A 21,605-nucleotide genomic window follows, 5' to 3' on the forward strand; every position below is an offset into this window, starting at 1 on the left:
ATGAGTAAAACGTTTTCGCTGCATTCTGCTTTTCAACCATCGGGCGATCAGCCTGAAGCCATTCACCGATTATGTGAGGGGCTCGATGCGGGGCTCGCGCATCAAACATTATTGGGGGTAACGGGCTCAGGTAAAACATTCACGATGGCCAATGTGATTGCGGAACTGAATCGACCCACGATGATACTGGCGCCCAATAAAACCCTAGCGGCTCAGTTATATGGTGAAATGCGTGAGTTTTTCCCGGATAACGCGGTGGAGTATTTCGTTTCTTACTACGACTACTATCAACCAGAGGCCTATGTGCCTTCAACCGACACCTTTATCGAAAAAGACGCGTCAATCAATGATCAGGTTGAACAAATGCGGCTTTCGGCAACTAAGGCCTTGATGGAGCGGCGTGATGTCGTCATTGTGGCGTCGGTATCGGCCATTTACGGCTTGGGGGATCCCGACGCGTATCTGAAAATGATGTTACATATCCGGCGCGGTGATATTCTGGATCAGCGCACTATTTTACAGCGTCTCGCGGAACTCCAATATACCCGTAATGATCTGGCATTTGAGCGCGGCACATTCCGAGTTCGCGGTGAAGTGATTGATATTTTCCCCGCCGAATCAGACAAAGACGCGATCCGAGTTGAGCTTTTCGATGACGAAGTTGAAACCATTAGCGTTTTTGACCCATTGACCGGTCAAGTCAGCGTCAAAGATATGCCACGCTGTACCATTTACCCCAAAACGCATTATGTCACCCCGCGAGAGCGTATCTTGGAAGCGGTTGAGCAGATAAAAGTGGAACTTGCTGATCGCAAAAAAACGCTGCTTGAAAATAACAAGTTGTTGGAAGAGCAGCGGATAACTCAGCGCACGCAGTTTGATATCGAGATGATGAACGAGCTGGGGTATTGTTCCGGGATTGAAAACTACTCACGTTACCTGAGTGGCCGGACTCAAGGCGAGCCGCCGCCGACGCTATTTGATTATTTGCCGGCTGATGGCTTGCTGATTATCGACGAATCTCACGTGACTGTGTCTCAGATTGGTGCCATGTATAAAGGTGATCGATCACGTAAAGAAACACTGGTCGATTATGGGTTTCGCTTACCGTCGGCGCTGGATAACCGGCCACTTAAGTTTGATGAGTTTGAAGCACTTGCCCCACAGACAGTTTATGTCTCGGCGACACCGGGCAATTATGAGCAAGAGAAATCAGGGTCAGACATCATCGATCAAGTGGTGCGACCGACGGGGCTTATTGATCCTGAAATTGAAGTGCGCCCGGTCGCCACTCAGGTCGATGATTTACTCTCAGAAGTACGTGCCCGGCGCGAACTGAATGAACGGGTGCTTGTGACCACATTAACCAAGCGTATGGCCGAAGACCTAACTGAATATATGCAAGAGCACGATGTGCGCGTGCGCTATCTACACTCTGATATTGATACGGTTGAACGCATGGAGATCATTCGCGATTTACGGCTTGGCGAGTTTGATGTCTTGGTGGGGATCAACCTGCTACGAGAGGGGTTAGATATGCCAGAAGTCTCTTTGGTTGCCATTTTGGATGCCGATAAAGAAGGTTTCTTGCGCTCTGAACGCTCGCTGATTCAAACCATAGGCCGTGCTGCGCGTAACCTACGCGGTAAAGCCATTTTATATGGTGATCGGATCACCAAATCGATGAAGCGTGCGATTGATGAAACCGAGCGGCGTCGCGTCAAGCAAGTGGCTTACAATGAGGAACATGGCATCACACCGCAGAAATTGAACAAAAAAGTGATGGACGTGATGGAAATCGGCACCGGTAAGCGAAGCAAGGCGAATAAATCGTCCGCGAAGTCGTTACGTGCTGTTGCCGAGCCAGATGCAGATTATGCACTGAAATCCCCGCAAGCGATTGATGCGGAAATTAAAAAGCTTGAAAGCCAAATGTTAGAAGCGGCACAAAACCTTGAGTTTGAAACGGCAGCACAATTGCGCGATCAGCTCCAGGGGCTGCGCGAGCAGTTTATCGCCAACAGTTAGATAAAAAGCTAGATAAAAAAAAGCCAACCTAAGAGTCAGGTTGGCTACAGTGTTTCAGTGAGTAATAACTCACAAACAACGTCAGTTGGCTAGGTGACCCCTTAGGGTCACACAATAGGATGCATTTGGCGTGCCAAAAATTAAAAAGGCGATTACATCGACAAAACGTGTGGTTTTAAGCCACAAGCAAAGATACAATGTGGGAAATTTTGCATAATGCAATGCATTTCGCATACGCTCGTGCAATTGAGCCAATGAATATTACAGGCTCTATGAAGGCTATGGGCTCAATGAAGGCTATGGACTCAATGAAGACTGTATGCTTTATGAAGACCCCAGGCAGCGATGTGATTCTTGGAGGATAAATGCCAGCACTGTCACCCAATAAACGAATATTGATGGTGGAAGATACAGCGTCGGTCGCGGCGTTATACAAATCGTATTTAAATCCCTTGGATGTCGATGTCACTATTGTGGGCAAAGGGCAGGATGCGCTGACTTTCTTTGAACAAGAAGGCGACCAACTTGCGTTGATCATTCTGGATCTTCGCCTGCCCGATATGTCAGGGATTGATGTGCTGGCAAAAGTCCGTGCTGTCGCGCCAGACTTGCCGGTGATCATCATGACAGCTCATGGCTCGATTGACGCGGCAGTCGACGCGATGCGCCATGGCGCCAATGATTTCTTAATTAAGCCTTGTGAAGCGGATCAATTGCGCGTCACGGTGAATAAGTCGCTCAAGCCTAAATCCAGCCATCAATCCAAAACCAGCAAGCACGAAAGCGAATATCATGGCTTCATCGGCAGTAGCTTACCGATGCAAGCGGTTTACCGCGTGATTGAATCCGCCGCCCCCAGCAAAGCGACTGTTTTTATTACAGGTGAAAGTGGCACCGGGAAAGAAGTCTGTGCCGAGGCCATTCATGCAGCCAGCACCCGCAGTAATAAGCCTATTGTTGCATTAAATTGTGCCGCTATTCCCAAAGATCTGATTGAAAGTGAGCTGTTTGGCCATGTTAAAGGCGCGTTTACCGGGGCGGCGGCTGAGCGTGAAGGGGCGGCAGAAATGGCGCATGGCGGCACTCTCTTTTTAGATGAAATTTGCGAAATGGATATGGATTTGCAATCCAAATTGCTACGTTTCATTCAAACGGGTAGCTTTCAAAAAGTCGGTTCTTCGCATGTCAAAAACGTGGATGTTCGATTTGTTTGTGCAACCAACCAAGATCCTTGGCTTCAGGTTCAGCAAGGAAAGTTTCGTGAAGACCTCTATTATCGTCTGCACGTGATTCCACTTGAACTGCCGCCTTTAAGCGCACGCGGTGACGATGTACTCGCGATTGCCAATGCCTTGCTCGCTGTATTTTCTGCAGAAGAGGGTAAAGATTTTTGTCGCTTCAGTGATGAGGTAGCCGATCTCCTGCTGCGTTATGACTGGCCGGGTAACGTTCGTCAATTGCAAAATGTGATTCGCAACATTGTTGTGCTGCATAATGGTGAAGAAGTCAGCAAAGAAATGCTTCCTCCTCCGGTGAATCGCGTTTCTGGTGCCGAAATTGCATCACCGCAGCATAACGCAGGGTCTGACGTCACGACGAGTGCCTTTTCGCCGAATCACCTGGTGACGCGAGAGTCACCAGATTCAACGCCATCGTCGTTGAGTAAAGCGGATATCGAGCCTTTATGGAAAATTGAAAAGCGCGCCATTGAAGCGGCGATTGATGTGTGTAATGGCAATATCCCGCAAGCGGCCGGGTTACTCGAAGTGAGTCCTTCAACCTTGTACCGAAAACTGCAAGCCTGGCAAAAAACTGCGGCGAATGAATGATAGGAACGGATGTATGGCCACCACAGTAAATACTGAAACATTGCGTCGATTGGCATTAGAAGTGGGAGAGGATACGGTGACCGTTTTGCTCACTGTATTTAGTGATGAATTATCTCAGTATCACTCTCAACTGGCTGGCTCGCCATCAATTGAGCAAATCCGTGAAATCAGCCATGCGATTAAAAGCAGTGCCGCCAGTTTTGGTGCCGATGATTTAGCCGAAATGGCGCGCGAGTGCGAATCGCGTGTTAAGCAAGGCCAGCGCGAGTGGATGTCACATCACCTGGATGAGCTTACCGAAATGCTGCAAGGGACGGCGTCAACATACCGGGAGATGGCAGTCGAGCAGGACTTCATCAATAGCTTGACGTAGCTTATCCCGGTCGTGACGCCAATGATGATTTGAAGAGGCCAGCTCGGCCTCTTTTTGTTGATAGTCTGGGTCAAGCTGTGTCGCGCTTTTCTCTCCGAGTATAACATCAACCTTTTTGCCTCCCATCGCACGTTCGCACCACGTCAACATGGTATCGAGAGACATCTCGCCCGCCGGACCGATTTCTTTGCCTAAATTACGGATAAAAACAATTTTTGCCTGCGTATGCTTGAGCGCTCGTCCCAATTCGGGAACCAGTAAAGGTGGCATGACACTGGTTAAAAAACTGCCGGGGCCGAGCAGTATCATGTCTGCCTGTGCAATTGCATCCATGGCTTCACGTGTGGCCGGTACGGTTGGCGAGAGAAATAAACGTGTGGGGGGCGCAGAGAGCTCATCAATGTGTGTTTCCCCCGCGACGGTTTCGCCGTCGGCCGTTAATGCGGCTAATTCTGCTGGGTGTTCAGACATCGGCAGAAGATGCGGACGTACATCTAATAGATCGCGAATCAGCTGAATCGCTTCTAAGGGGCGAACGGATAAATTATCGAGCGCCGTCAGGATTAAATTGCCTAAATTATGCCCATTCAGTTCGCCTTTGCCTTTAAATCGGTATTCGAACAGCATAGAGCCCACTGATGGTTCGGTAATTAATTGATTCAAGCAATTACGAATATCACCCCAGGCTATTCCTCCCTGGCAGGCGCGAATACGGCCCGTTGATCCGCCGTTATCTGTCGTAGTGACAATGCCGGTCACGCGATTTCCATGCTCACTTAATGCAGATAATACTCGCCCTAAGCCATGTCCACCGCCAAGGGCGACGATACGTGTTGAAGACGTGACGTTTGCTTGGTGAGATGAACTTTGGGCTGATCGATCTTGATCAGACACGGTTTGGTGGGAAATCGCTGGATCAGAAAGCGTTGGATGGCGCATTGCCGAGAGACCTAAACAGACAGAAAAATTACACTAATGTTACCTTAATCGTCCGAATTAAGAAGAAACGCTTGGTGCGAAAATGTGAGCAGGAGAAGAAAAGTACGATAAAAAGTGAAAAAACGGGATAACGCAGCGCATTATCCCTCACCCTAAAAAGACAGAAAAATGGGCGTAATTGGCAAGGCAGCACAGAAAGCATCGTCCTCTATCTAGTGAGGATCCTGCATCATACTCAGTAGGTAATCGCGTGTAGCGACACAAGAGTTATTGGCCATTAATGCTTGTTTTTCATCGGTTGGCAGCGGTAACAGCTCTAACCAGCGTTGACATAACCAAGTTAAATTGGAGAACTCTGCCTCACGATGCATGCTTTGTAGCTCTGGGTGGCGCTCAAACATGGATTGTAAGCGCTCAACTAGTGGTTCGCTTTGCTTATCGACGTGGCAGTCAGGCCAGCGAGGGAGTGGACTCACGGTCGCGAATAACATCTCATCATGCTGGTGGTTTAACGCTCGAATCGCAAAACGCGCAATGCCGCGGGCAGTAACAACCAAACATCCATCTTCCTGACTGCGGGTGTAATCTTCAATCTCGATAAAGGTACCAATATTGACATGCTGACGCTGAGCCTGGCTTTCTGCCATACATACTCCCAAAGGCAGACCGTGTTTTAAGGCAAAGACCAGTGTTTGCAACGCTTCCCCGGTTGGGATCCGGAGTGGAATGCGTCCACCCGGTAATATATGGCGATCGTTGAACAGAATGGGTGTTGATTGTCCCATGGAACACCTCCTGGTGAGCAATGGTTTGGTCTAATAATCTAGATACTGCAAAAGGGGTGCCTACTTTTTAAAACTCAACTGTATCGGGGGATTGGCACGTTTCTAGCGGCTTAAGCCATAATCGACGGTTGAATAAATCGCAATTTGCAATGCAAATCCGCTTCATGGCCTGCATTGTGCAATCGCGTATTGTGCAATTAAAAAAATAGCCTCCAACATGGGAGGCTATTAGATTGACGCATCGTCACTTCAACACCGCGTTAGCGATTAACCTGAGGTTTTTTTCCTTTGTATGGATTGTAACCATGGCGAACGCGTGCGCACAGGGGGCGCGAGGTTGAACTTTGTGGTCTCATAGTCTTGCTTGTCACTCTTTTGTCGGAAGAAAAATAAGGTGGTGATAGGGAACGTCTCACCACTTGTACAAGGATGGGGGAGATAGCAATGAATAACAAGATAATCTGGTTAAAAAGTGGTCGATATTGGTATTTCTTCTAAAAAGCGAATTATTATCAGTTAATCTTCTTAAATTTGGTTGATAAAACGCCGATAACCGCGTGGCTGTTGAGATGACCATCATCAGGCTCGTGTCGATGCAATCGCTAACATGATCATCTTTTGCTTTCTTGGAGACAAGGGTGTAGCTTAAAAATTGCACAAGCGGTTTGTACCAAAGTAATAAAAACGCAATCGAGGTTGTGATTGCCTAGTTTGTGATTACCTAGTTTATGATTACTTTGTGTGACTGTGCCAAACACTGATCCGTTCAGGAGGACACAATGAAACACAAGCGCTATAGCAATAAGAAAATGAAAGAGATGTTGAACAATGTGATGCCGGAGATGGAGAAGGCCCGCGAGGAACACCATGCCCTCAACGATCAGGCGCATGATCACTCGCCTGATGAAAGTCCGACATTTACCCCGGATGAGGCCAAAAAGTAACAGGCATCACTTATAGCCAGCGTTTTGACGCTGGCTATACAGAGATAATGACACCGCAAATACCCTCCCGCAGCGGTCACCTGAAATACCATCGATTTTGTGACCTTGATACCTGTCTGACATCACACGTGCGCTTTTATGTTGAGTTTTTTTGACAAATAGCGTTTATTATCGTCGTTACAATTGATTAACATTGATGTGGTTTGCCAGTTAAAGTCACTGAGGTGAAAGTGTTCGGTAGAGGCTTGTGTGCTTTCTAAACGGTAAGCCAGTGAAGTCTTAGCCTCAAAGTCCTCAGATTCAGTATAAACAGCAATTTGTACCGTTTTTTGTTACTGGTGATGAATAAAGCGCTAAATTTGCCTTGTCTTACCAGCTGAACGTTTTTTTATGTGACTTAAGTGTAGTGAAAGATAAGTTTTTAATCTCATTTTATGGCAAAATACTTCAGGTTTATGGCAAAACACAGTATTGATTGGTAATGTTTTGCCTTTAGTCGCGCAGCACGGCGTAGTACAACTTCTAGAGTTGTGCAAATGGATGCTCCCGCTGGCTGCGACGATTGTCATGGATGCAATAGCGATTGTTATGGAGTTACACGATGAAGCTAAACACGATCACCCGAACCCTTTTTATGGGCGCTAGCCTTTCTCTGGCTCTCGCAGGATGCAGTGAGCCTGAGCAAAAACAAACCTCCCAAACAGCCCCTGAACAAAAAACTGAAACCGCCGCCGGTGAACCCCAACTTGCTGATGTACAAGAGCTCGTTCGTGGTAATGGGGCGGAAGTGGCTTCTCTCGATCCACATAAAACCCAAGGCGTGCCAGAGTCACATGTTATTCGTGACTTACTCGAAGGTCTGGTTAACCAAGACGCCGACGGTAATGTGATTCCTGGTGTGGCTGAGCGCTGGGAAAACAAAGATAACAAAGTCTTTACCTTCTACCTGCGCGATGAAGCCAAATGGTCAAACGGCGATCCCGTCACTGCACAAGATTTTGAATACAGCTTTAAACGTGTCGCTGACCCAATGACGGCGTCGCCTTACTCATGGTATCTGGGTTATACCCACATGGAGAATGCCAAAGCCATCATCAAAGGTGAAAAAGATAAAGACACCTTAGGGGTTAAAGCACTCGACGATCACACGTTACAGATCACGCTTGACTCAGCGGTTCCGTACTTGGTGAAAATGATGGGTCACACCACCATGAAGCCAGTCCATAAAGAGACTGTAGAAAAGCATGGTGATCAGTGGACCAAACCAGAAAACTTCGTTGGTAATGGCGCGTTTGTGGTCGATAACTGGGTAATCAACGAGCGTATCGAATTAACGCGTAATGAGCAGTACTGGGATAACGACAATACCACACTCGACAAAGTCACTTTCTTGCCGATTGAAAACCAAGTCGCAGAAATGAACCGCTACTTGGCCGGTGAAATTGATATGACTTACGAGATCCCCAATGAGCATTTCCGTCGTTTGAAAAGCGAGCATCCAGACGACCTCTCTATCGTGGGTAACCTGTGTAGCTATTACTACATCTTTAACACCAAGCGTGAACCTTTTGATGACGTTCGCATCCGTAAAGCATTGTCTTATGCCATTGATCGCAATGTAATCACTGACGCTTTACTGGGTCAGGGCCAAAAACCGGCTTATTTCTTAACACCAGAGATCACCGCCGGATTTGAGCCTGAATTGCCAGAATACGCCAAAATGACCCAAGAAGAGCGTGATGCAGAAGCTAAGCGTTTGCTTAAAGAGGCAGGATTTGGTGAAAATAATCCGCTTGATTTCTCACTGCTGTATAACACCAGTGAAAACCACAAAAAACTGGCCGTTGCGATTGGTCAAATGTGGAAAGACAAGCTCGGCGTGTCTGTCGATCTGAACAACCAAGAGTGGAAAACCTACCTAAGCACCAAAGACGAGGGTAACTTTGACGTGGCCCGTGCCGGCTGGTGTGGTGATTACAACGAGGCGTCGACCTTCCTCAGCTTAATGCGAAGCACCAATACCTCAGGCGGTGTGCACTACGATAGCCAAGCTTATGACGCTATCATGCAAAAAGCGATGACCACTACAGACGAGGCGGAACGTAGCAAACTATACCTTGATGCAGAGGCACAAATGGCGAAAGACATGCCGATTGCGCCAATCTATCAGTATGTAAAAGCGCGTCTGCTTAGCCCCCAAGTCGGTGGCTTCCCAGCCAATAACGCGGAAGAGAAGATCTTCTCCAAAGATCTTTACATCAAAGCGGAGTAATCCCTGATTCACGGCTAAGTGAGGGAGTCGTTTATTACGACTCCCTTGATGGTTTCGCTGTTTGTGGAAATGCCCAAGGCAGCGCTTGCTGTGATGCTTAACTAACATGGAACAGCTCGTATTTATGCAAGAGCTAATGTTGACGGTAGAGCTATGTTGAAATTTATCGCGAAGCGAATATTGGAAGCGATCCCAACGCTGTTGGTCTTAATCACTGTTTCCTTCTTCTTGATGCGGTTTGCGCCTGGCAACCCTTTTTCAAGTGAACGTCCATTGCCCCCGGCGGTAATGGAAAATATTAATGCCAAATACGGCTTAGATAAGCCCGTGTTTGAGCAATACACCACCTATTTAGGCAATATCTTACAAGGGGATTTTGGTCCCTCGTTTAAATATATTGACTATAGCGTTAATGAATTGATTGCTGACTCTCTCCCTGTTTCGGCGCAAATCGGCGCGATAGCATTTGTGTTCACCCTGCTGTTTGGGGTCACGATCGGTACCATTGCCGCGCTGAAACAAAATACCTGGATTGACTACACCATTATGTCGACCGCGATGCTCGGGGTGGTCATGCCATCGTTCGTGCTCGCGCCTGTGCTTATTTATATTTTCGCCATTAATTTGGGCTGGTTACCGGCCGGTGGCTGGCAAGGGGGAGGTTGGCACTTTATGGTGCTCCCCGTGATTGGCATGTCGTTACTCTACGTTGCCACGTTTGCGCGTGTGACCCGTGGCAGCATGATTGAAACCCTGAACAGTAATTTTATTCGTACTGCACGCGCCAAAGGGTTGAGCTACCCGACCATTATTGTCAAGCATGCGCTTAAGCCAGCGATGTTGCCGGTGGTGTCTTATATGGGGCCAGCCTTTGTTGGGATTATTACCGGCTCGGTGGTGATCGAGACCATCTTTGGGCTACCTGGCATCGGTAAGCTATTTGTTAACGCTGCGTTTAACCGTGACTATTCACTGGTACTGGGTTGTACGATTTTAATCGGGACGCTGACCATTCTTTTCAACGCCATTGTCGATATCCTACTTGCGTATATCGATCCTAAGATCCGTTACTAGGGGTGACATGATGCTGACGAAAAAAGAAAACATTGACGCCCTAGAAAACTTCGCAGAAGAAGTGGATGTAAAAGGGCGAAGCCTTTGGCAGGACGCAGCGATACGCTTTAAACGTAACCGAGCCGCGATGGCCAGCTTGGTGATCCTTGTCATTATTGGTTTGAGTGTTCTATTGGGTCCGTCCCTGAGTGCTTATGCTTATGATGCGACCGACTGGTACGCCATCCATGCGGCCCCGACATTGGGTCTTGATGGCCACTGGTTTGGCACTGACGCCCTTGGGCGAGATCTGTTTACGCGTACCATGATGGGCGGGCGTATATCGATCATGGTTGGTGTCATGGGGGCCTTTGTCGCCGTCCTGATTGGTACACTATATGGTGCAACCTCTGGCTTTATTGGCGGCCGTACCGATGCGGTGATGATGCGCTTGGTTGAGATCTTACAATCGATTCCATTCATGTTCTTCGTGATTGTGTTGGTGACCTTCTTTGGTCGGAATATCGTACTGATCTTTGTGGCGATTGGTTGTATTGCCTGGCTGGATATGGCCCGTATCGTTCGTGGTCAAACGCTCAGCTTACGCAGTAAAGAATTTGTTGAGGCGGCGCATGTTTCAGGGGTGAGCACACGTCATATTATTACCCGCCACATCGTGCCGAACGTATTAGGGATTGTCGCTGTGTATTCGACCTTGTTGGTGCCGAACATGATTTTGTTCGAATCCTTCCTCAGTTTCTTGGGTCTGGGCGTGCAAGAGCCAATGACCAGCTGGGGTGCCTTGCTACAAGAAGGGGCACAAACGATGGAAATAGCAATCTGGCAGCTGCTGTTCCCAGCGACCTTTATGGTGCTGACGCTATTCTGTTTTAACTATGTCGGTGATGGTTTGCGTGATGCGCTGGATCCAAAAGACAGATAATCGACAGCTTTTGGCGTCGTAAAAAACGCAATAAGATAAAAAGCGCAGGTTTGTTTCCTGCGCTTTTTTATCAATCATCGAGCGCGATCTTTTGCAAAAAATCGCGGTTATTCTGGCGCCTCGTCTAAAGGATACCAGTAGCCGCGGTTGACCCACAGTGTGAGCATCGGCCAAAACAGGCTATTTTCAGCGGCTTCACCGAGCATTTCCCAATCGATAAAACGCTGATTGCACAGCTCAGGCGTCAATGACTCACAGCCTTCCGGTAAGTCAAAGCTTTCACCGAGCATAAAAATTATTTCTGACTGATCAGCGTGATAAAAAGCACGTAAGCCACTGAGTTTTTCTAAACACAGACCATCTTGCATGGCGGCTTTGAGGCTATCAGGCTGCCACTGCGGATCGGGGCTGAGCAAATCGAGCTCGTGTCGAGCCTGAGAGAGAAACTCGCCAACCCAGCGCTTTTTACGGGTTTCGTCCTGCATTAATGCCATCATCATCTCATCCATTTGGGCGAGATGTTGTGGGTCGAGTGCCGCTGGCGCATCGGGTTGCGCTGGCATCGCGGGCCAATGGAAGTGGTTATCGCCCGCTTCATCAACAATCACTTGATCCGCGTAGCTACTGAGTAGCTCGCGCGCTTTTGGCGATCGATAACCAATCGAGTAACTGAGCGAAGGTTCTAGGGTATCGCCCTCGTGCGGGAAACCGGGTGGAATATAAAGAATATCGCCAGGGGCTAGTTCGACATCGATAATGGCATCAAAGCCAGTAATTTGCTTGAGACCGGTCTCGAGATTGGCATCTTGATAATCGCCTTTCGGCCCAACGCGCCAGCGACGACGCCCTTGCCCTTGAACAATAAAGACATCGTATTGATCGATATGGGGTCCCACGCCACCTTGCGGCTGGGAATAGCACACCATAAGATCGTCGAATAACCACTGAGGCAGTGTCGAAAAGGCACTGACTAACTCGCGGGCGCCTGGGTGCCAGTGGTTGGCTGCCTGAACAATCAGTTGCGCGTGAGTATCAGGAAAGTTGCTAAAATCCTCAAACGGTCCGTGGGCAACCTGCCATTGACCATTCGCGTGTGTCACCATGCGAGAATCAATATCGGCTTCCATCGCCAAGCCTGCGACTTCCTCTGGGTCGATGGGATCCTCGAAGTCTATAAAGCCTTGACGGATAACGGTAGGCGCTTGGTGCCAATAGGTGGACATAAAGTCGGCAATGGAAAATTGAAACTGATACATAGCATCACAGGTTAAGGAATTTGCGGCAGTATAACGCGCTGAGCGGGGCGGTGCGAGGGGGATAAAAAACGGCCCCCAATGGAGGCCGTGAGGTATGAGAACGTTTTGCTTAAAGTTTGTCAGTGAGCTTGACCGCATCACCAATGTAGTTAGCTGGTGTCATTTGCTTCAAGCGCGCTTTTTCATGCTCAGGTAAGTCGAGGCCATCAACAAAAGCACGCATGCCTTCGCCATCCACCCGTTTACCGCGTGTCAGCTCTTTCAACTTCTCGTACGGCTTTTCAATGCCGTAGCGACGCATTACGGTTTGAATCGGTTCGGCAAGCACTTCCCAGTTCTTATCCAGCTCGGCTTCTAGCGCGGCTTGGTTGACTTCTAGCTTGCTGATCCCTTTAAAGGTCGAGGCATAAGCAATTAGGGTGTAACCCACGCCGACACCCAGGTTACGTAATACTGTCGAATCGGTCAGATCACGCTGCCAGCGAGAAATCGGCAACTTTTGCCCCAGGTGAGAGAAAATTGCATTCGCTAGGCCGAGGTTACCTTCCGAGTTTTCGAAATCAATCGGATTGACTTTATGTGGCATGGTCGACGAGCCAATTTCACCTTCAACCGTTTTTTGCTTGAAGTGACCCAGCGCGATATAGCCCCAGATATCACGATCAAAATCGATCAAAATGGTGTTAAAACGCGCCACGGCATCAAAGAGCTCAGCAATGTAGTCATGTGGCTCAATTTGAGTGGTGTACGGGTTCCAGTCGATACCGAGCGAGGTGACAAAGGCTTCGCTGTAGGCGTGCCAATCAATCTCTGGGTAGGCCGACAAATGGGCGTTGTAGTTACCCACTGCACCATTGATTTTGCCGAGGATTTCAGTGCTTTCGACTTGCTTAATCTGACGCGCCATGCGGTAGGCAACGTTCGCCATTTCTTTACCCATGGTCGACGGCGAAGCCGGTTGGCCGTGGGTGCGAGAGAGCATCGGCACATCGCGGAATTGTTGTGACAAGTCTTTAACTGCATCGGCAAGCTGCTGCATTTCCGGTAAGATCACCGTATCACGCGCGTCTTTAAGCATCAGTGCGTGAGATAGGTTATTGATATCTTCCGAGGTACAGGCAAAGTGAATAAACTCGCTAACCGCATGAATCTCTGGGTGTTGAGCAATTTTTTCTTTTAAAAAGTACTCAACCGCTTTGACGTCGTGATTAGTGGTGCGCTCAATCTCTTTGATTCGGGCGGCGTCTTGCTCATCAAATTCAGCGGCAATCCGATCGAGGAGGGCGTTGGCGTCATCGCTAAATGCAGGCACTTCTTTGATGCTGTCAGTGGCTGCCAAGCTTTGCAGCCAGCGGATTTCAACGATGGTGCGATACTTTAGCAATCCAAATTCACTGAAAATCGATCGTAACGCAATCGTTTTCGTACCATATCGGCCATCGACCGGGGAAACAGCAGTCAGCGCTGACAGTTCCATTTTATGTCTCCTGAGTTCAATCTGATTAGCTACGGGCTAGAATAGTTTTGGCCTGCTCAACCATTTGTTTACGACCAAAAATGAGATGTCGGCGTTTACCGCCTACTTGGCGCCATAGTACGGTACTACGGATACCAGATAACAAGAGGGCACGCACACGATGTTGCACGCCGGTTTGTTGTAGGTGTTGCGGGTCGCCAGAAACCTGAATACGCGGGCCCAGTGGGCTGATGACGTCGAGATAAATACTGGCAAGATTACTGATCATTTGCTCATCAAGCAGATCAAAGTGGCTCGATTGGCGCTCGATGGTTTCGATCCGATCGCCCAATTGCGCCATGGCATCACGACGGCTGGCAAGCTTGCGCTCTAAGGCGAGCAAATTGATCAGATAACGCATTAGCTCGCTACCGTTGCTGCTATTATCCAGCTGGCTGATCAGCGCTTCCAAGCCTAAATGGAGCCCTGACTCACCGCCGCCAGTGACATTACCGACCTCACCGCGAAACACATCGAGCGTCGAGGACGGGTTCGTCATCACGATGCTGCTTAAGCTGGTACTGAGCGCGTCTTGGTCACAATAGCCCTGACGGGACACATCTTGCACCAGTTTCGCTGCCTGACAAATGCTCGCAAAAGCGAGGGTGCGATCATAAATCGTCTCTGCCACTGATCACGGCTCCTTAAATACGTTGCTCGATAATACCACCACCTAAACACACGTCGCCGTCATAAAAAACAGCGGATTGGCCAGGGGTGACCGCAATTTGCGGCTCGTCGAATGTCACTTTTATGGTGTCATTATCAACAGGCGTGATAGTACATGATATATCGTGTTGACGATATCGGGTTTTGACTGTGCAACGGCGTGTCTCGGTCACATTCTCGCGATCGACCCAGTGTAATTGGGCTGCTATTAAGCCTGCAGAGAATAAGCGTGGATGATCATGGCCTTGACCTACAATCAGTACATTGCGCTCAACGTCTTTATCGACCACATACCAGGGCGCTTCGCTACCGTTACCGCCTTTTAATCCGCCAATCCCTAAACCTTTACGTTGGCCCAGGGTATGATACATCAGGCCTTGGTGGTCACCGATGTTCTCGCCATCGGTCGTTTCGATGGGCCCCGGTTGCGCGGGTAAGTACTGCGATAAAAAGTCAGTAAATTTGCGCTCACCAATAAAGCAGATCCCAGTGGAGTCTTTTTTCTTTGCGGTCACCAAGCCTTGTTCTTCGGCAATTTGGCGCACTTGTGGCTTTTCGAGATCGCCGACTGGGAATAAGCTACGTGCAATCTGATCGTGGCTGAGTGTATATAAGAAGTAGCTTTGGTCTTTATTGCTATCAAGGCCACGCAGCATCTGTGCTTTTTCACCATTGTCGGGGAAAGATCGACGCACATAATGGCCCATAGCAATATAATCGGCGTCTAGCACTTCGTCGGCAAACTCGAGAAATGCCTTAAATTTGATTTCTTTATTGCACAGAATATCTGGATTCGGCGTACGGCCTGCTTTGTACTCGGTCAAAAAATGCTCGAACACATTGTCCCAATACTCAGCGGCAAAATTAATGGTATGTAGCTCAATGCCCAACTTATCGCAGACATCTTGCGCATCGGCCAAGTCTTCTGCAGCAGAGCAGTATTCTTCGTTGTCATCTTCTTCCCAGTTTTTCATAAACAGGCCTTCGACCTGATAACCCTGTTGTTTCAACAAGTAGGCAGAAACGGACGAATCAACACCGCCGGACATTCCGACAATCACTTTTTTGCTGCTGTTATCTGACATGGTGATCACAAATGCTGCTATCAATAAACGGACGCTGAGTTTAACAGAATCAAATCGCCGGATACAGATGTGATAAGGCTCACACGTTAACCGTTATCTAAAGTAGATAGATGGTTGCGTTGACGGCGACCGATGCAGCTTATGTTGATGCGATTAAATATCAATGGCGGACATAGTCTGTGATTGGGTGCCGCGCAAAGACCCTCCGCGCCATGGATGGCGCGGCGGAGCCTCCAGGGATGGATTCACGGCGTGTTTATGCGTGGTATCCAATCTCAGAGCGATGACGACAGTTGCTGTGGAAGCTTGGCTTTATCGAGCCTTCTTCAACGGTGCGCGCTTGGACGAGCGAGTGCGCCCACACGGTGCTTTCCCTTTTGGCCCTTTGGGTTTAGGGATGAACTGCTCGAAGCCTTTCAGGGGCGCGACCTCACGCCATTGGCCCGGTTGCAAATCATCCAGCTGCCAGGCGCCGAGTTGGGCGCGAATCAAGCGCAGCGTCGGGTGGCCAATATGGGCAGTCATCCGGCGTACTTGTCGATTTCGCCCCTCGTTCAGCACCACCTTTAGCCAGGTAGTGGGAATGTTGGCGCGATAGCGTACCGGAGGATGGCGTTCCCACACGGCGGGTGACGCCATTTTTGATACCTCAGCGGGTAGCGTTAGACCATCTTTTAGCTCCACACCGTCGCAAAGCGCTTGAATCGCCTCATCGCTGGGATCACCTTCCACTTGGACCCAATAGGTTTTGGGAGATTTAGATGAAGGCTGGGTTAATCTGGCTTGTAAGGCACCGTTATTGGTGAGCACCAGCAAGCCTTCGCTGTCCTTGTCGAGTCGACCGGCCGGGTACACGTCTTTTACGGAGACGATGTCGGCTAATGTGCTGTCACCGGGCTCACCGCTAAACTGGGTCAACATGTTATAAGGTTTGTTAACAAGTATCACTTTAGTGGTCATCGCCGCCGCGCGTGAATCCTGTGCGTGTTGAGATGATTTGGCAGTGGTGTTTGAAACAGCCTTTGACGCTGGCTGAGAGCGGGATTTATATGGCATACGGGCTGTCAAATAGATTAAACGGCAAATGAGACTTTGGTATTATACACGTAATAATCTGTTTGGCGTGTTGTATGAATTCGAGTATCCTCGTTGCGCATCTTACACAAAGATAACAAATGGACGCTAGGAGATTAAAATGGAAAGTAAAGTAGTTGTACCGGCGGAAGGTGAAAAAATTACACTCGACGGCACAAAACTGGTAGTCCCTAACCACCCTGTGATCCCTTACATTGAAGGGGATGGCATCGGGATGGATGTTAGCCCTGCAATGATCAAAGTTGTTGATGCCGCAGTTGCTAAAGCCTACAACGGTGAGCGTAAGATTTCATGGATGGAAATCTACACCGGTGAAAAATCCACCAAGGTATACGGTGATGATCAATGGCTACCGGCTGAAACACTCGACTTTATTCGTGAATACAAAGTGGCGATTAAAGGCCCACTGACAACGCCTGTTGGCGGTGGTATTCGTTCTCTGAATGTGGCCCTTCGCCAAGAGCTCGATCTCTACATTTGTGCGCGTCCGGTACGTTACTTCACTGGCGTTCCTAGCCCTCTGAAAAAGCCAGAAGATACCGATATGGTGATCTTCCGTGAAAACTCAGAAGACATCTACGCGGGTGTCGAGTTTAAAGCGGGCACCGCAGAAGCCGATAAAGTGATTAAATTCCTGCGCGAAGAAATGGGTGCCAACAAAATCCGTTTCCCAGAGCAGTGTGGTATCGGTATCAAGCCGATTTCTGAAGAAGGTACCAAGCGTCTGGTTCGTGCGGCTATCGAGTACACCATCGATAACGATCGCGACTCACTGACCATCGTCCACAAAGGTAACATCATGAAGTTTACCGAAGGGGCGTTTAAAGATTGGGCATACGAAGTAGCCAATAAAGAGTTTGGTGCCGAGTTGCTTGATGGCGGTCCGTGGATGACGATGAAAAATCCAAAAACCGGTAAAGAAATCATTATTAAAGATTCCATCGCAGATGCTTTCTTGCAGCAAATTCTGTTGCGCCCTGCAGAGTATGATGTGATTGCCACCATGAACTTGAATGGTGATTACGTATCTGATGCTTTGGCAGCGCAGGTTGGTGGTATTGGTATCGCCCCAGGTGCCAACATTGGTGACGGTGTGGCACTGTTTGAAGCTACCCACGGCACGGCGCCAAAATACGCGGGCCAAGACAAGGTAAATCCAGGCTCGCTTATCCTGTCAGCAGAAATGATGCTGCGTCACATGGGCTGGTTTGAAGCCGCTGATTTGGTGATCAAATCAATGGAAAAAACCATCGCCAACAAAACTGTGACCTATGACTTCGAGCGTCAAATGGAAGGTGCGAGCCTACGTAAGTGCTCTGAGTTTGCAGACGACATGATTGCGCAAATGTAATAATAGTATTATCGCACGATGATAAAACCCGGCTCATTCGCCGGGTTTTTTTGTTTGTGGTCTCGGGAATGATCCACTTAGACAATCAGTTTATATCCTCCCACGACAACGCGGTGCCTTTGGTTAACGCGCGTGTCGCGCGTTTTCCGAGCACCGCATCATAGTGTTTCGGCGCCAACCCAAAGCCAGGACGAATACTGCGCACATTATCGGGCGTGAGTGGCTCACCGGGCGCGATATCCTCACAGACATACAAAGAGCGCCTAAATTGACGGTTGCTCGACTCGGCCTCTCGGGTGGTGAGGGCGCTTTCTCCTAACGCTTGCCACGCCGCGTGGGTTTGCTCACAAAGCGCACTCAGTGCAGGTGGCGTAAGCGAGAAAGCAGCATCCGGGCCTCCCGAATTTTCAGAGAGCATCACATGTTTTTCAATCACGCACGCGCCGAGTGCCACGGCTGCGATCGCGGCGGTATTGGTCAGCGAATGATCGGATAAACCCGCCAATGTTTGATAGCGGCTGGCTAAGGTTGGAATGGTTCGCAGATGGCTTTGTTCCATCGGTGCGGGGTAGGCGCTGATACAATGAAGCAACACCAGCTCACGACAGCCGTTATCACGGGCAGTCGCCACCGCCTCGTCAATCTCTGTCTCGTCAGCCATGCCGGTTGAGACGATCATCGGTTTACCGGTTTGCGCGGCATAGCGAATCAAGGGCAAGTCAATCGCCTCGAACGAGGCAATTTTATAAGCGGGGGCGTTAAGATCTTCGAGCAAGTCAATCGCGGAGCAATCAAAAGGGGAGGAGAATAAGGTGATGCTTTCTTTTCTCGCGTGATCAAATAACGGCTTGTGCCACTCAAACGGGGTTTGTGCCCAGCGATATAGTTGGTGGAGACTATAACCATCCCACAGTCCGCCTTTGATCTGAAATTCATCGTGGTCGCAATCAAGGGTAATGGTATCGGCGGTATAGCTTTGCATTTTCACAGCATCGGCACCGCAGGCTTTGGCCATGGAAATGGTTTGCTTGGCAAGCTCAAGGCTACCATTATGGTTGGCCGACATTTCGGCAATGATATAGGGAGGATGCTGGGGACCGATCAAACGGCCTGCAATCTTAATGTCGTTGTTCATAAACCGCATCGATATTCAGTTTGGTTTGAAGGGCGCTGGCGCCTTGCTGCCACTCATCAGCGGACAAAGACAGGCACACAATCTCGACGGTTTTTCCCTCAGGCAGGGAAAAGGTGCGTTGCCGACTTTGCGGCGTTTCACGAAAGCCAAAGCGTTGATGTAGCCGAACTACCCCCTGATTATGACTGAGCACTTCACAGTTCAATTGGGTCACGCCCAAGGTTTCAAATGCTAAGCTTAATGCGCCAAACTCCATGAGCGCACCGCTCCCACGTGGTGCATCGGGGGTGGCATAGAAAGCCCAGATTGCACTTGTCCTATTCTCGCTATCGAGGTCAAGGTTGACCACGCCAAGTGGCTTGTCCGGTTGGCCGTCTACGCGTTTGTAAACGATATAGAAATATCGGTGTGTGTTGGCGAGCATATGGCTGAACCATGCTTGGTGCTCATCATGGCTTATTTCATGTTGGGTGTACATAAACTGGCGGACAGCGGGACGATTGCGCCAATGCCATAAAGTGTCACTGTCCGCGTGAGTCACCGCTCTAAAAATCAGTTGCATAAGTCATGCTCCAAGGCCGCGACGACACGCTCTGCGCCTTTTCCATCAGTGATCGCTGGTAGGGTAGGAAGCTGATGCCAGTTTGCCGCAAGATGCTGCAGTGCAGACGCGTAATCTTGCCAGCGGGTGTGCTCACCGCGTCCTAAGTATTGATAGCCCGGCTGTCCGGCGAGATACTCGGCCATGGCGTGTTGGTTTTCCGCCACACATACCAAGGTACTAGGCACTCCCAAGCAGCTGCGCTCAATGGCAGTAACGCCGGCGGCTCCAAATGCGTAGCGTGCCCGTGCCATGTGGGCATCAAAGTCCGACAGTGCTTCCACCACACGAACCCCATCGGAGACAGGCGCTTTACACAATGCGTCGCGGTCTGGGTTGCGCCGGCCGGTGACAATTAACAGTGAGAAAGGCAGCCTCTCGATCTTCTGCTCTTGTTCTAGGTGTTTCACCGCGTCCACGAGCTTGACGCTTTCACCGGTCGGATCCGTGCCGGAGAAAAAGGCGATCACTTTATCTTCCCGCGGCGGCGGAGACTGATGTAAGGCGGCAAATGCTGGACGCAATAGTGCATAGTCTGGCCCCAATAAGCATCGGGTTTGTGGATTTACAAGCTGTGATGCGTAGCGCGTGGTGAGATCTGGCCAAGGATTTTGATCGAGCAAAAACGCGCAATCGTGGGGCCGATTGGCTAAATCATCAACCACCATCACCGGACAGCCCAATTGGGTGTGAATCGATTGTTCCCAGCGGGCATCGAGGGCGTAATGATCCACCACCATCAAATCCACCAGCTGGTTAGCCACGTATGCGGTTGTCTCTTCGGCATCTTGCTGCTGGCTCACACCAAGCCAATCGGTGTTGCTGAGCGAGTTTTTGGGGGCAGGCAACACCGCCACCGTTAAGCCTTGTTCATGGCTGACCGCTATCAAATTGCCGGGCAAGTCGCGACACACCAAGGTTACTTGATGGCCCGACGTTTGTAGCATGTTAGCCAACACGTGCATGCGGCTGACGTGCCCGGTGCCTATCGCTTGGGAGGCATCGACTCGAATGGCAATATGGCTCATAGCAAGGCCTGTTTCTCCAACAGTTGATACATTAGCTCAGCGCGTAGCCAGTCATCCGGCTCATCAATGTCTTGCACGCGGTAATGAGGGATCAACACAGCTTTCGAGTGGGGCGCAAAAACCGGCTCGCGCGCTAAAAACGCAGTTGGCGTGCCCCAGTAAAACATTCCCGCATCGTGGTACGCCGGTTGTAAGTCTTGGGAGCGTGTAGTGAAATGCTCTGGCCATAACATACTGACACTGCCATCGGCATCGACATGAATACTGCGCTGAATCGGAAAGGCGTAGCGGGTGGCGGCAAAACTGTATTTGACGGTGTCGCCGTCCAGTAACGCTAAGCCTTGGCGCAAGTCATCCGAGGTGACAAAGGGGGTGGTAGCATACAGGCAGCAAACCGCGTGCAAAGGCGTTTGCTGTGGCGACGGGTTGAGCCACTGGATCGCATGCTCAAGCACATCCAAGGTCGTAGCGTGATCGCCGGCAATCTCGGCGGGACGCACAAAAGGCACCTCAGCCCCTGCATCGCGCGCCACACTGGCAATGTCCTCGCAATCGGTGGAAACCAAGACGCGATCGAATAGCCCACTTTGACGTGCTGTCGCAATGGCATAAGTAATAATGGGCGCCCCGTTAAACCGTTTGAGGTTCTTGCCCGGAATGCGTTTGCTGCCACCGCGGGCGGGAATAATACATACATTCATCG

General features: G+C 49.7%; 18 protein-coding genes and 1 pseudogene. 8 read left to right on the top strand and 11 right to left on the bottom strand.

Annotated features, from left to right (window positions below):
- From uvrB to BZG75_RS04710, 3 genes are all read left to right on the top strand, one after another.
- Entirely contained in the window at positions 1–2,028 is a 2,028-nt protein-coding gene (uvrB, locus tag BZG75_RS04700; RefSeq protein WP_021022317.1) for an excinuclease ABC subunit UvrB, read from the top strand.
- A 365-nt stretch (positions 2,029–2,393) separates the two neighbouring features.
- Positions 2,394–3,857: a quorum-sensing sigma-54 dependent transcriptional regulator LuxO gene (luxO, locus tag BZG75_RS04705; protein ID WP_242413575.1), complete on the top strand. Its 1,464-nt coding sequence runs from the start codon at positions 2,394–2,396 to the stop codon at positions 3,855–3,857.
- A 13-nt stretch (positions 3,858–3,870) separates the two neighbouring features.
- Positions 3,871–4,230, top strand: a complete 360-nt coding sequence (locus BZG75_RS04710; protein WP_021022320.1) for an Hpt domain-containing protein — start codon at positions 3,871–3,873, stop codon at positions 4,228–4,230.
- Here BZG75_RS04710 and BZG75_RS04715 read toward each other — a convergent pair.
- Positions 4,177–5,169: a YvcK family protein gene (locus BZG75_RS04715; RefSeq protein WP_077460386.1), complete on the bottom strand. Its 993-nt coding sequence runs from the start codon at positions 5,167–5,169 to the stop codon at positions 4,177–4,179. The genes BZG75_RS04710 and BZG75_RS04715 overlap by 54 nt on opposite strands.
- Before the next feature lie 212 nt (positions 5,170–5,381).
- On the bottom strand, positions 5,382–5,954 hold the full coding sequence (locus BZG75_RS04720; RefSeq protein WP_077460387.1) for an LON peptidase substrate-binding domain-containing protein: 573 nt from the start codon (positions 5,952–5,954) through the stop codon (positions 5,382–5,384).
- 779 nt (positions 5,955–6,733) lie between these two features.
- On the opposite strand from BZG75_RS04720, the gene BZG75_RS15310 reads away from it, so the two are divergent.
- From BZG75_RS15310 to oppC, 4 genes are all read left to right on the top strand, one after another.
- Positions 6,734–6,898, top strand: coding sequence for a hypothetical protein (locus BZG75_RS15310; RefSeq protein WP_158009963.1), 165 nt, complete (start codon positions 6,734–6,736; stop codon positions 6,896–6,898).
- Between the two features lie 601 nt (positions 6,899–7,499).
- Positions 7,500–9,170: an ABC transporter substrate-binding protein gene (locus BZG75_RS04725; protein ID WP_077460388.1), complete on the top strand. Its 1,671-nt coding sequence runs from the start codon at positions 7,500–7,502 to the stop codon at positions 9,168–9,170.
- 153 nt (positions 9,171–9,323) lie between these two features.
- Positions 9,324–10,244 (top strand): oligopeptide ABC transporter permease OppB, encoded by a 921-nt coding sequence (oppB, locus tag BZG75_RS04730; RefSeq protein ID WP_077576315.1) that lies wholly within the window; start codon positions 9,324–9,326, stop codon positions 10,242–10,244.
- Positions 10,245–10,254: 10 nt separating this feature from the next.
- Positions 10,255–11,166, top strand: a complete 912-nt coding sequence (gene oppC / locus BZG75_RS04735) for an oligopeptide ABC transporter permease OppC (RefSeq protein ID WP_077460389.1) — start codon at positions 10,255–10,257, stop codon at positions 11,164–11,166.
- A 107-nt stretch (positions 11,167–11,273) separates the two neighbouring features.
- On the opposite strand, the gene BZG75_RS04740 is transcribed toward oppC, so the two are convergent.
- The 5 genes and pseudogenes from BZG75_RS04740 to BZG75_RS04760 all read right to left on the bottom strand — a co-directional run.
- Positions 11,274–12,422, bottom strand: a complete 1,149-nt coding sequence (locus BZG75_RS04740) for a ribosomal protein uL16 3-hydroxylase (RefSeq protein WP_077576316.1) — start codon at positions 12,420–12,422, stop codon at positions 11,274–11,276.
- A gap of 109 nt (positions 12,423–12,531) precedes the next feature.
- Positions 12,532–13,899, bottom strand: coding sequence for an adenylosuccinate lyase (purB, locus tag BZG75_RS04745; RefSeq protein ID WP_077576317.1), 1,368 nt, complete (start codon positions 13,897–13,899; stop codon positions 12,532–12,534).
- A 25-nt stretch (positions 13,900–13,924) separates the two neighbouring features.
- On the bottom strand, positions 13,925–14,569 hold the full coding sequence (gene hflD, locus BZG75_RS04750) for a high frequency lysogenization protein HflD (protein WP_021022328.1): 645 nt from the start codon (positions 14,567–14,569) through the stop codon (positions 13,925–13,927).
- A 13-nt stretch (positions 14,570–14,582) separates the two neighbouring features.
- Positions 14,583–15,692, bottom strand: coding sequence for a tRNA 2-thiouridine(34) synthase MnmA (gene mnmA, locus BZG75_RS04755; protein ID WP_077460486.1), 1,110 nt, complete (start codon positions 15,690–15,692; stop codon positions 14,583–14,585).
- Positions 15,693–16,115: 423 nt separating this feature from the next.
- A pseudogene (locus BZG75_RS04760) lies at positions 16,116–16,748 on the bottom strand (pseudouridine synthase); the annotation flags it as partial.
- 139 nt (positions 16,749–16,887) lie between these two features.
- On the opposite strand from BZG75_RS04760, the gene icd reads away from it, so the two are divergent.
- Complete coding sequence (icd, locus tag BZG75_RS04765) at positions 16,888–18,138, top strand: NADP-dependent isocitrate dehydrogenase (protein ID WP_077576318.1); 1,251 nt, start codon at positions 16,888–16,890, stop codon at positions 18,136–18,138.
- A gap of 85 nt (positions 18,139–18,223) precedes the next feature.
- On the opposite strand, the gene pseI is transcribed toward icd, so the two are convergent.
- The 4 genes from pseI to pseF are packed head-to-tail and all read right to left on the bottom strand — an operon-like array spanning position 18,224 to position 21,603.
- Complete coding sequence (gene pseI / locus BZG75_RS04770; RefSeq protein ID WP_077576319.1) at positions 18,224–19,273, bottom strand: pseudaminic acid synthase; 1,050 nt, start codon at positions 19,271–19,273, stop codon at positions 18,224–18,226.
- Entirely contained in the window at positions 19,257–19,835 is a 579-nt protein-coding gene (pseH, locus tag BZG75_RS04775; protein ID WP_077576320.1) for a UDP-4-amino-4,6-dideoxy-N-acetyl-beta-L-altrosamine N-acetyltransferase, read from the bottom strand. Before pseH ends, pseI begins: the two co-directional genes overlap by 17 nt.
- A complete protein-coding gene (gene pseG, locus BZG75_RS04780; RefSeq protein WP_077576321.1) occupies positions 19,826–20,902 on the bottom strand; it encodes a UDP-2,4-diacetamido-2,4,6-trideoxy-beta-L-altropyranose hydrolase in 1,077 nt (358 codons plus the stop codon). The genes pseH and pseG overlap by 10 nt, the downstream gene beginning before the upstream one ends.
- Complete coding sequence (gene pseF, locus BZG75_RS04785) at positions 20,899–21,603, bottom strand: pseudaminic acid cytidylyltransferase (RefSeq protein ID WP_077576322.1); 705 nt, start codon at positions 21,601–21,603, stop codon at positions 20,899–20,901. The genes pseG and pseF overlap by 4 nt, the downstream gene beginning before the upstream one ends.
- Between the last annotated feature and the right edge of the window lie 2 nt (positions 21,604–21,605).

This window comes from Salinivibrio sp. AR640 (genome assembly GCF_001995405.1).
GTDB lineage: Bacteria > Pseudomonadota > Gammaproteobacteria > Enterobacterales > Vibrionaceae > Salinivibrio > Salinivibrio costicola.